The organism is Mesorhizobium sp. WSM4837, from assembly GCF_055811435.1.
On the sequence record NZ_JBVVQE010000078.1, the window covers coordinates 19,475 to 30,441 of the forward strand.

At 61.6% G+C, this 10,967-nt stretch carries 7 protein-coding genes and 1 pseudogene; 4 read left to right on the forward strand and 4 right to left on the reverse strand.

Going from position 1 to position 10,967, the window contains the following annotated elements:
- The first annotated feature begins 12 nt into the window (after window positions 1–12).
- Entirely contained in the window at window positions 13–1,029 is a 1,017-nt protein-coding gene (locus tag AC0L3D_RS30785) for a hypothetical protein (RefSeq protein WP_473482516.1), read from the forward strand.
- Complete coding sequence (locus AC0L3D_RS30790; protein WP_065010987.1) at window positions 1,023–1,778, forward strand: hypothetical protein; 756 nt, start codon at window positions 1,023–1,025, stop codon at window positions 1,776–1,778. Before AC0L3D_RS30785 ends, AC0L3D_RS30790 begins: the two co-directional genes overlap by 7 nt.
- A gap of 242 nt (window positions 1,779–2,020) precedes the next feature.
- Here the strand turns inward: AC0L3D_RS30790 and AC0L3D_RS30795 are convergent, their stop codons facing one another.
- Genes AC0L3D_RS30795 through AC0L3D_RS30810 form a run of 4 tightly spaced genes read right to left on the reverse strand, consistent with a single transcriptional unit; the run spans window position 2,021 to window position 8,871 of the window.
- The gene (locus AC0L3D_RS30795) at window positions 2,021–3,247 is read right to left on the reverse strand and encodes a Wadjet anti-phage system protein JetD domain-containing protein (RefSeq protein ID WP_473518160.1); all 1,227 of its coding nucleotides are present in this window, start codon (window positions 3,245–3,247) and stop codon (window positions 2,021–2,023) included.
- Complete coding sequence (locus tag AC0L3D_RS30800; RefSeq protein ID WP_473518161.1) at window positions 3,244–6,678, reverse strand: SbcC/MukB-like Walker B domain-containing protein; 3,435 nt, start codon at window positions 6,676–6,678, stop codon at window positions 3,244–3,246. Before AC0L3D_RS30800 ends, AC0L3D_RS30795 begins: the two co-directional genes overlap by 4 nt.
- Window positions 6,675–7,322, reverse strand: coding sequence for a DUF4194 domain-containing protein (locus AC0L3D_RS30805; RefSeq protein ID WP_065010983.1), 648 nt, complete (start codon window positions 7,320–7,322; stop codon window positions 6,675–6,677). The genes AC0L3D_RS30800 and AC0L3D_RS30805 overlap by 4 nt, the downstream gene beginning before the upstream one ends.
- Complete coding sequence (locus AC0L3D_RS30810) at window positions 7,312–8,871, reverse strand: Wadjet anti-phage system protein JetA family protein (protein WP_473482522.1); 1,560 nt, start codon at window positions 8,869–8,871, stop codon at window positions 7,312–7,314. Before AC0L3D_RS30810 ends, AC0L3D_RS30805 begins: the two co-directional genes overlap by 11 nt.
- A 1,064-nt stretch (window positions 8,872–9,935) precedes the next feature.
- Between AC0L3D_RS30810 and aepX the strand changes: the two genes are divergently transcribed.
- Window positions 9,936–10,835 carry a phosphoenolpyruvate mutase gene (aepX, locus tag AC0L3D_RS30815; RefSeq protein WP_473646872.1) on the forward strand — a complete coding sequence of 300 codons (900 nt, stop codon included), beginning with the start codon at window positions 9,936–9,938 and terminating at the stop codon, window positions 10,833–10,835.
- Window positions 10,807–10,967, forward strand: a pseudogene (locus AC0L3D_RS30820) (aspartate aminotransferase); the annotation flags it as partial. The gene aepX and the pseudogene AC0L3D_RS30820, both read left to right, overlap by 29 nt.

Here is a 10,967-nt window from a genome sequence, read left to right on the forward strand (position 1 = left end):
TTAAATAGGGGCATGGTGTTAGAAAGAATTCCTGCCGCGCGGTTAGAAGCGCTCGCTCAGGCGGCGGAAGCGTATGTCCAGCACGCCTTCGGGCGGCGGTTCGAACTCACGCCGATAGCGCCTACAAACGTCCCACACTTCGTGCTTGACCGCTACATGTTGTGGGAAGGGTTGCTGGACGGTCGCACTCTGGTTGTCATGGCGATTTGCGAACCCCGGCAAGGCGCCACAACGGATTACCTCAAGCATCGTGATCTTGTCCGTCGCCAACTTGGCGTCGATCTCATTCTGCTGCTGCTTGACCATGTGCCGAACGCCGTCCGGCGCCAGATGGTGGAGCGGCAGATCGGCTTCATCGCGCCGGGTGCGCAGCTTTATGTCCCGGAAGCATTGCTCGACCTGCGCGAGCGAGCGCGGACGACCGCGATCGCCCCCGCAGACCAGATCAGCCCTACTACGCAATTGGTGCTCCTCGCGGTCCTGCAGGGTATCGCCCTTGAGGAGGAACACCTCACCGACCTTGCCGAGCGACTCCATGTGTCGATCATGAGCATAAGCCGAACACTTGATGAGCTTGAGGCACTCCAACTTGCAAAGGCTCGCCATGTCGGCCGACAACGCCGTCTGCACATGCTTCTGGGTGGTCACGAACTATGGGAGGCAATCCAAGAGCGGTTGCAATCCCCAGTGCGCAAGGTTCGCCTTGTTAGTGGCCGGGTCGAAAACCAAATCGCACCGCTCGCTGGCGAGAGCGCGCTTGCCCGCTACACCATGTTGGCGGCGCCAAGGGTCCAGACGCGCGCCATTCTGTCGATGCATTGGAAGCGCCTCAAGGAGAGGCTCGCACTCAGCCCAGCCACGGCGTTCGATGACGACCGGTTAGAGATTCAGACCTGGACCTACGACCCGCAGATCCTCGCGCGGGATGCTGTCATAGATCGGCTCTCGCTGTATCTCAGTGTTCGGGGGAGCACGGACGAACGCGTCGCGCAAGCGGCGGAAGAACTATTGGAGAGGTTTGAATGGTGATCGGGGTGGACCGCTTCCGCGCTCATTTCGCGGGCCATGAACATCAATATGTGCTGATCGGTGGTGCCGCCTGCGAGCTTATCATGAACGAGGTCGGCCTGGACTTCCGCGCCACCAAGGATCTCGACATCGTGCTGATCGTCGAGGCGCTGGACGCTGCCTTCGCGGAGCGCTTCTGGGCCTTTGTCGAGCACGGTGGGTACGAGATCAGAGAGCGAAGCCAGGGGGAGAAAGTCCTCTACCGCTTCCAGAAGCCGAAGACCGAAGATTTCCCTGCCATGCTCGAGCTGTTCTCGCGGTCGCCCGAAGGGCTGACGCTTGCCGAGGACTCGCATCTTACGCCGCTTCCTATCGACGAAGCGGCCGCGAGTCTGTCGGCGATCCTGCTCGACGAGGACTATTACGCCTTTCTCAAGTCGATGGTGCGCGATGCCGGCGGCATCCCGGTGCTCAACGAGGCAGCGATCATCCCGTTCAAGGCCCGCGCGTGGCTCGACCTTAGCTGGGAGCGCGATGCGGGCGGCAAGGTTGACGAAAAGAACATCAAAAAACATCGCAACGACGTGGCACGGCTGCTGCAAGTCTTAAGCCCCGAAGCCAGCTATCCGCTGCCCGAGACCGTTGCAAAAGACATGCGGGCGTTCGTCGAGCTGGCGACAGCGGAGGTCGATTATAACCCCGAGCAGTTTAAGGTGAATATGACGCGAGAGGATGTTGCAGACCGGATCCGTGCCGCCTACCAGCTCTGATGGCATCCCGCGGTCATCTCCGTCTATCTCTTCAGAGCTAGAAAATCCCGGATGTTAGCGAATGTATCTGGATCGTAGATTGCAGCCCTTAGATGCTCCCGTAGCGACTGATCATCCCGGAACAACTTCACCATGTCGCGAATGAGAAATTCAGCCAATTTTCCAGTCCTACCGCTGATTTGTCGGGCACTTTAGCAGAAGCGCCGTCGTTCGGCCCCAGCCGTCACCTCCTCACCCAAGCGTTAGAAGCTTTTTCCGAGCTCCGCGGTAGCAAGAGTCTCCGTGATCGGGCTTATGGGATCGAACTCCTCCTGCTCGTGCACGAGACCACTCGTGGTGAGGAGGTCCGCCAAGCCCGCGATCGCGCTTGCGAGCATGTCGCCGACAGGACCGGCCACACCCGGTGCGGGTCTCCCGAAGCGGCGGAGCAGTTCGACGTTCATCATATGGGCGCGCAGCGGAATGTCGACACCGGCAAGATGTCTTTCGAGGTGCCGGAAGATTCGGACCCCTCCGGCGTCCATATCTCCCCAGTGAAACGTCGGCACCTGCGCTTGGGCCGCCAGCCTTGTGACCGTCGCGAGCGTCGGTCGCGAAGGGAAGCCACCGGAATAGATGACGAGGGCCCGTTCGGACCGTGCGACCTCCCGAATGTGCCGGACGAATGACGCGAAGTTCTCGATCGTCAGGACGTAGTCGGGCTTCGTCAGGAGACTGATCCCGCCGGCGCAGTCGGTAGGTATTCCGACATAGGGCATCGCCGGAAAGGACCGCCCGTCCAGCGATACGTCACCGTGCAGCAGGATTGGTTGCGGCAACCGCCTGATACCGGCGCTGGCAAGCAGTTCCTCCGGATCGAGGCGAGTCTGCTCCTCCATGCCCACGAAGATCTTCGCCATTGCTGCGGCGACTTGCCGAACATTCTTCTCCAGCGCTTTACTGTCGCCGACCGTCAACCGCGAGAACGTCCGGAAGTCCTGCTCCCCCTGCGGATCGCCCGACATGCGACCGCGTGCTGCGATGGCGAGGCCGATCACGTTTGCAAGCGTTCGCCCGTCTCCATTCCGAATTCCGATGTGGGAAACGCCCCGCGTCCAGGCCGCGACGGCGTCATCGATCAAACTGGCCGCGCCGGCCGGCAGCCCCGGCTGCGACCGCAGTTCTGAGACGGCTCGGTATGCCAGTTCGCCAGCCGGCCGTCGTTCGACCTTGCGGTAGAGCACCCCGGCATCCTTCAGCCTTGCACCGGTCACCCGACGCTCCGTCTTCGGGCCGGTTTGGACCAGCTCGATCCCGCCTGCTCGCTCTAACGCTGCGAGTTCCTCATCGAAGGCGTCCCGCAGGTCCATGTTGGCGAAGCCGTCATTGTCAATCAAGGCGATCAGGTTTCGCACGGCGGGGTTGCGTTCATGCCGCGTGAGCAGATCGTCGATGAGTGAAATGACGGTCGAAAACCCGCGCCGTCTCATTCGGCCGCCTTCGCCTCGAGACCAAGCCGCTCCGCGAGTTCGTCATCCGTCGCGTGCTGGGGGTTGATGGCGCGCATCTCCTCGCGGACGCGGTCCTTGACCCGGATGGATTCGGCGAGGGAAACGTCGCCGCTGCGGAATACGTCGATGATGTAGTCCAGGTTCTCGTAGACGACCGCGCGTTTCTCGGTCGGCGCGGCGATGACGACCTGAAGGCCGATCGCCCGGTAGAATTCGAGCAGCGTCCGCTGGTTGGGACCATCCATCTTGCTGAAGGCCTCGTCGAACACCGCAAGCCCTATTCCAAGATCGCTTGGAGCGGTTGCCTGGCGGACGCCGTGGTAGGCGCTGGCGAGGGCCGCTCCGATGACGACGTAGAACGGCACCTGGCGTTCGGCACCGCTGGCCACGCCGCGTCGGCGGTCGAAGCTCGTCGTCCGCCCGGTGGCGACGTCGCGCATCCTCAGATCGTACGTGAAATAGCTGCGGTAGTCCTGAAAGATGGTAAAGTCGAAGGACTCGTCGGCGAGAAGCTGTTCTATCTGCCTGAGCGCCCGCGCGTGCCGCTCGTCGCGAGGCTCGGCCCGGCCGAACAGAGCATCCAGCACGCGCTCGTCGGCCTCACTGTCCTTGGCGAGATGATAGAGGTCGTCGAACTCCGGTTTGACGAGCTCCGCCAGACGATAGATCTCACCGTGAAGGGGGCGTGTGCGGAGCGCCGCCGAAAGCTTCTCCATCTCCGAATGAAGCTGCCCGAAGCGGCTGTTCAGCTCATGAATGAAGGTCGTCTTGAAGAGACGTGAAACCCGATCTGCCGCCTCGTCCGCTTGCTCGCGGTACCGGATGAGTTCGTTGTCTTCCAGCATCGCAATGCCGTCTGACACCCACGGTTTCACCGTGCCGATGATCGGCACGTCCGCATAGCCCTCGAGTGCGTCGGGGAAGTCGATGGCATACCTCCCAAGGGCCGCCCTGATGTCGTGACTGAGCTCTCGATACCCCTGCTTCGCATCGTCCGCAGCCTTCTCCATGTCGGAAGCAATCCTGGCCGGATTTCTAGCGGGATGCCCCCTATATCGCTGTCGGAGCGATCGCATTTGTGCCGCGGAGGTCACGACACTGCGGAACTGTCGACGGCGATGGGCGAGGCACAGGTAAGAGCCGACGCTCTGCTCGCCCGCGCCCAGCCTCTCCTTGACCTCCTCAATCTTCGTTCTGAGCGACGCGCGACTATCGATCAGTTCATCGCGATCTGTCTTGAGGCTGTTCAATAAGGCCTGCAACCGCTTCTCCGCGTCGAGTAGTTCAGGGTCGACCTGGGCCGATATCCGATCGAGTCGGCGCCGCGCGTCGGCACGCCTGTCTGCCAGATCCCCCAGCGCCAATGTGAGCGCTTCCAACTTGTCTTTTTCATCGACCGGTCTGCTGCAATCCTCGAGCCGCCGCATCGCGTCCTCGAAGAAGCGTTTCTTCTCAAGATGAATCCTCAAAAACTGCGAACGCTGTTCGATCCGCTCCCGGAGCGTGGTCTCCATCAGTGGTGCCGCAGCCCGCCCAATCTTAAGGCCGTCCGGTCGGCGCATTTCGGTGATCAGGCCGTCGTAATACGCACCATCGGCCATTACTGCGCGGCCGCTGCATAGAAGCTCATCCTGGTTCTCCGCAAGCCGAACGTTGCCTATCCTGAAGACTACGAACGCCATGGCCAGCTTATCGTCGCTGCGGATCATCGAAGCTAGCGTACCGCCCTCGGGCACGGTGGATCTCGACTGGAGCTTGCGGGTGTTGGCTACGCGGCATCCCGGATAAGCGTCGCGTCCATGCCGCAGGATCTCGGTCGCACGGTACGCGTGCTCTGGATCAACAATAATGGCCTCGCGGTCGCGGGTGAGCAGCGCCTCTAGCGCATTGCGCCACCGTTCGTCGACGATGTCAGCGACTTCACAGAGTGTGCGTGGCGTCATGCCTTCGCGTCGCAGGGCCTCCATAAGTCTCGAAGTTGCGGCATTAAGGGTGATCTGTCCCCGTCTGGCGTTGGCAAGCTGCTTGCTATCCTCGGCTGCCTCAGCCTCAAGTTGCTTGACCCAGACGATGGCCTCGTCTCGTTGGTCGGTCGCCTTTTCCATCCGGGCGCTCGCGGCTTCTGAGACTGCACCCAGCAGTTGGTCCATCTTCGCCGGATCGCGTGGCCAACCGGGCGGCGCGATCCCACGGCTGGCCTCTTCAACGCGCTCGAGCGCACGGAACAATTCGCCTGGGTTTATGACGCTCAGCTTGTCGCGCAAATCCAGGAGTTGGATCGCGCGCGCAGCGCTGAGGTGCCGAGTCAGGAGGCGCTCCATGACGCCCGCATGGTCCCGCTCCAGCCCTCTAATCTCCTGCTCAACGATGGCGCGTTGTCCCTGCGCGCCGGTCGCAGCGAGCTGTCGCTGGACGGATGCGAGCGCCTCGGTCTGATGTTCCATTTCTTCCTCTATCCGCGCAAAATCCTCCATGACCACGTGAATCTCGTGCGCCTTCGACCTTTTTTCACCGATATTCGTCAACAGCCTGGCGAATCCTTCGACCAGCAGGGCGGTCCTCCCAATCGCGCGGCAGGTAAGTTCCTCGGCGAGAAGCCGGTCGAATTCCTCTATCTGGGCGCGGATTGCGCGAAGCGCCTCCAATCTTCGATTGAGGTCGGCAATGGTCTTCTGGATCTCGCGGTAGCGGCGGATAGAATCGCGTAGCTCGGCGATGTCGATCGGCTTGGGCTCGAGCAGGTAGCGGTGCACGAACTGCTCGACAGACGAGATGTCCGTGAAGGAAAGCGCGGCCACGAAAGTGCGGACAAACCGCTCGGGATCCGACGCGCGGCGCCCTGTGAACAGCGCGCGCATGTACTCGCGAATGAACGTCTTGGCGTCGTCCGGCGTGAGAAGCTGACCGCCCATTTCACTGCAGGCCTGGTCGAGCCGACGGCGGACGACAGGCCACACGGTCGGCCGGGACGCGTCTTCGCTGATATCCAGCAGCATCGAGGTGTCGACGCTAATACCCTCGGCGACGAACCGTCCCAGTACCTCTGTCTGTTGTCCGCGGGCGGCCTCAATGGACAGCCCGAGACTCACAGGCATCCGCCGCCTTTCCGTGTCCTCGAAGACAAGCGCGATGTGGCTTCTAGCCTGGTTCCTGAGGAAAATGTCCTGGTTGAGTTGCCCGAGACAGTAGCCCCCGAGCGTGCGGTCCGAACGGCCGCTGCTCTCGCCAGCGGACCGGTTGAACCGGTACAGACGCGACGAACCGCCGGCCATGATCGCCTGTATCAGATCGATTATTGTGGACTTGCCGGATCGGTTCTGGCCGAGGATGGCCGCATCGCCGGCCAGATCGAGGTCGGCCCGTACCATCATGTGCCAGTTCACTAGGACGATGCGCCGCAGTTCCATCATGCCTCGCCTCCCACGACCTGATCGTCTGCGTCGGGCGTGGTGGCGACTGGACGCGACAAGATCTGCTCGAGCGACGCGACGAAGTCGTCGCCGGCGACGCTAGTGACGAGCGCGCGAATGTCGAGATCCATATTCTGCGCGTCCGCGTCGAACTCACCGAGGCGAACGATCGCCTTGCGTTCGAGCATCCGGAGCACGTCGCGGAACTCGTTTGGCGCAAGCGCCGCGCGCCGGCTGCCGGCGACTATCCCCTGATAGGCCGCATACGCCTCGTTGAGTGTCGTGCGGGTGGTTCCGTTGGTGTAGATTTCGCCGAGTTGGAGTGCCTCTTCCCAGAGCCGTCGCATGATGAGTAACGCGATCGTCTCATCAATGCGCAGCCGCGGCAGCGCCGTGCGCTCCGGATCGGGCAAGATCCCCGCCCAGCCCTCGGTCTCCCGGTGGACGAGACGGTAGCCGCCAACATCAAAGTAAGCCTCGACAAGCTTTGCGAGTTCCGACCGGTGCAGCGTTTCCAGCAGCGTCGCGGCCCCACGGTCTTCCACGTGGACGAACTGGTTTCGCATCAGATGTGCGATGAGTTGCGTGACCTTTAGGAAACCGCGCGGGTTCGAGTTTTCGAGGGCGTTGAACTCAAGCAGCATGCCCGACCTCGAGAGTGATGCTGTCGTCGAGGCGCTTCACATGAAAGCCGCCGCAGTCCAGCCACTCGTTTGACACTGCGTCGTCGGACACCACGAACTCGAACCGGTCCTTAAGCGTCTTCGCGAGCCGCGAGTCGGCGTCGGCACCGAGGCCGCCGGCGACCATCACTCGGATGGCTTCGAAGGCCAGGAAATCATCGACGGTCTCGATTCTCAAATAAGCCGCCGTGGTCTCGCTAAAGGGCCGTACCCGTCTTTCGAGGAAACGGCTAACCTTTGCCGGCGAGATGGTCAGGCGATCCAAGTATTCCCGCTCGAGCTGACGCCTGAATTCGCGTATCGGATCTGGCGGCGGAAGGGCAAGGTCGGCGTCGGCGATCTCCGGCCGCGAGCCGCGCGGCTTCGCGAGGAGCTCGGGCGCAACCACGGTCATCCGGGGCTCAATCAATCCTCGTACCGCAAGATCGTCCATGCCCCGCGAGAGAGCATCGTCGAGCCCCTGGATCACATGCTCGCTGCGTTGGAGGAAGTTGGTCCGGCGCCCTGCGTACCTGACCACGTTACGCAGCCGCGTCTCGAGCCTGGACCGGTGCTGCTGGATCGCCTCGAAGGATTCCTCGATCCGTTCGAACACGCGGCGAATCCGGAACAGGTCCTCCTGCACGAGGTCGCGCGCCGCTTGCCCATCGGGAACGAGCCGGGATTCTAGATACGCGTCGGCTACGGCGGCCAAGTCAATCTCGGAATCCTCCAACTCGTCGAGCGAGGCGAGAATGGTCCGCCGATGCCGATAGGGATGCGCCGTGGTCGAGATGGACGTGTAATCTCGCAGGAGCACCCGCTCGACGAAGTCCTCGAAGTAGTGTCGCAGCCGCTCGGCAAGCGTGTCCGAGGAGAGCACCTGCCGATCAACCTCCCGCAGGGCCGCGAGCACGCTTCTCATGTAGCGTCCGAAACGTGCCGAGTCATGGGCGGCCTTGTTGAGGCCGAGAGCGTTCTCCGCCGGTTTCTCCCGCACCGCACGGATCGCATTCCTCACCTCCACCACAAGGCCGCCGAGTTGCTCGGCGCCGCCCTCCTTCAAGGAGCACAGGAATTCGGCGAGACGCATCGCTCCGGACGGCATCTCTACGGTTGTCTTGAGGCCATAGCTCGCCTCGTCCAGCCATCCCGTCTGCAGCATCCGGTTGTAGATGTGCCGGGACTGGCTGATCGCGGTCCCGGTGGCTTGATTGTCCACGCCTAGGACGCGTCGACGCCTGACCCGCCGACCGGTCCGCGTCACGAGGCGGTCGAGATCGACGGCGGCTTCGTCCTCGGCCCAGAGGCTAGGCTCCCTCGTGATGCAGTTGTAGATCACGCCGACTACCTCTGCCTCCGTCGGGAACAGGAGGTCGGACCGGTAGAAGTCGTCGTAGACGGCGAGGATCGCACGCTCATATAGCAGCCGGTTCCCGCCAGAAAACACCGTGAAGATGTCTGGGCCAAGTTGACCGAAAAGTTGCGGACGCGACGCATCCGATACTGAAGATACTGCGGAACTTGCCAAGATTCCCACCCCGATCAGGAAGTTGACGGGAGCCCGTCTGAAGGTCAAGTGCTTAAAGATGATGCCTGCCGGTAAGGCAAGGAAAATGGTTCACCGCTTCGGGCAATGATGAACAAAACGGACGTTTTTCGGATATTGGATATCAGCGTTGGCGCCAGAATGCTGCGTAAAGCGGCCATCTACCCGCTTCCCTCTGCTCTTTTCGGGGCATCAACGCGGTCTAGAGAGTTGGGCTGGTAGCTCGAGGCGCTCGCGCGAAGCAGTAGAGCCTTTTTCAAGGAGATCCGTCTGCGGGATTTTGAGCATGTGCGCGTGAACTATGACAGCGATTTCGGGCTCAACGGAATACCCTTACATGCCCCAATTGTCGAGGTTATCGGCGCGATTGCGCCGGCTACTGGGACCGCCGATAGGAGCGTTGCTCTGAATAGATTACTTGGAAACGGAGCTTGTGTTGCTGTGTAACAAACTGAGTAACAGGGACCGAAAAAAGATCAATATTTTCCATGCGAGGGCTAGGAGGTCGAAAGACGCTCCGTCATTCGATCTGTCGGAAATGCGCGAGGTCGCCGAGATGCGCAGCCCCTGAAGTGCCAGCCCTTGGCCAAGCGGTGCCGCGCCGGACCCGGGCCATTCTGGATGCCGCCGAGGAAACGAGCCGGCAGCAAAAAAGGCAGGCATCAGGGCCTGGGAACTGGGAAGGCGGTGGGCAACCGACACTACTGCCGGGTTGTCGAGTGAGCGACACAGGTTGTTCGGCTTGGCTCCTGCTCTCACCATCATTCAAGTTATTGAATAGTATCGAGAACACTTTTTCTGAGGCTTTCCTGCTCAGTTGGCACGACTTTTGATGCTTCCTTCTAGATGGCGGCAGAGCTGCCGACCGATGTGACGTCGTGGTGATATCGCGATCGGTGGAACGAAGGGAGGAAAGCAGCATGCCACATCTGCGTCGGGTGTGTTCACTATCGCAAAAAGGACGTGACCTGCGGAACCCGGGCGGCAAAACAAGCGAATCTACGCTTCATGACCTCATTTGCACTGGTGACGGACCGTCATTCCTTATGGAAGCCCATGACGCGCTCTCCGCGGCGATCGCGCAGCGGTCCGGTTTCAAGGCGCTTTGGGCGTCCGGCCTCTCGATCTCCTCCAGCCTCGGCTACCGCGATGCGAACGAGGCCTCTTGGACCCAGGTGGTCGACGTCGTTGAACGGATGGCGGACGCAGCGGAAATTCCAATCCTCGTCGACGGAGACAGCGGATTCGGCAATTTCAACAATGCCCGTCTGGTCGCTCGCAAGCTGCGGCAGCACGGCGCGAGCGGCGTTTGCCTTGAAGACAAGGCGTTCCCGAAGATGAACTCCTTCGTCGGCGACCGCCATCCGCTGGCGGAGATCGGCGAGTTCTGCGGTCGCCTGAAGGCTGTCAAGGACCAGGTTCCGGATCCGGAGTTCGTTCTCGTCGCTCGTATCGAGGCGCTGATCGCCGGATACGGTCAGCAGGAGGCGCTTGCACGAGCGCACGCCTATGCGGACGCTGGCGCCGATGCGATCCTGATTCACTCCTGCAAGTCCGATGCGGAGGAGATCTTCACCTTCACGCGAGCCTGGCAGAACCGACTGCCCGTCGTGATCGTACCGACAAAATACCACCGTACGCCCGTTGCTGATTATCGCGCGGCCGGTATTTCCACGGTCATCTGGGCCAACCACAACCTGCGCGCCGCGATTTCGGCGATGCGTCAGGTGTGCGACCGCATCATCCAGGAGGAGAGCATTGCCGGTGTCGAAGGTGAAGTCGCGACGCTCGACGAGCTGTTCGAACTGATGAACTACGGCGAGCTCTCAGCGGCAAAAGAGAAATACCTTCCGCGGGCAGTGGACGGCCAAGGACCGCAGCGAGAGGTTCCTTCGAAAAGAATGGATGGAGACGCGCATGTTGGCGCAACGGACAAACTTGTTTAAATCGTCGGGGACCGCGGCCGCCCGCGCCGCGGCGAAGGCTGCCGCCGATGCCGGGATGGAGATTGTTGATCTCACGGCCGGCGAGATCTGGAGCGATCTGGCACCGACGATCCGGGACGGAGCGATCGAGGC

Bases quoted from the DNA above. Each gene is read 5' to 3' on its own strand.
- AC0L3D_RS30795 (WP_473518160.1), bottom strand. From the start codon at position 3,247: ATGAGACGGCGCGGGTTTTCGACCGTCATTTCACTCATCGACGATCTG.
- AC0L3D_RS30790 (WP_065010987.1), top strand. From the start codon at position 1,023: ATGGTGATCGGGGTGGACCGCTTCCGCGCTCATTTCGCGGGCCATGAA.
- AC0L3D_RS30805 (WP_065010983.1), bottom strand. From the start codon at position 7,322: ATGCTGCTTGAGTTCAACGCCCTCGAAAACTCGAACCCGCGCGGTTTC.
- aepX (WP_473646872.1), top strand. From the start codon at position 9,936: ATGGAAGCCCATGACGCGCTCTCCGCGGCGATCGCGCAGCGGTCCGGT.
- AC0L3D_RS30785 (WP_473482516.1), top strand. From the start codon at position 13: ATGGTGTTAGAAAGAATTCCTGCCGCGCGGTTAGAAGCGCTCGCTCAG.
- AC0L3D_RS30800 (WP_473518161.1), bottom strand. From the start codon at position 6,678: ATGATGGAACTGCGGCGCATCGTCCTAGTGAACTGGCACATGATGGTA.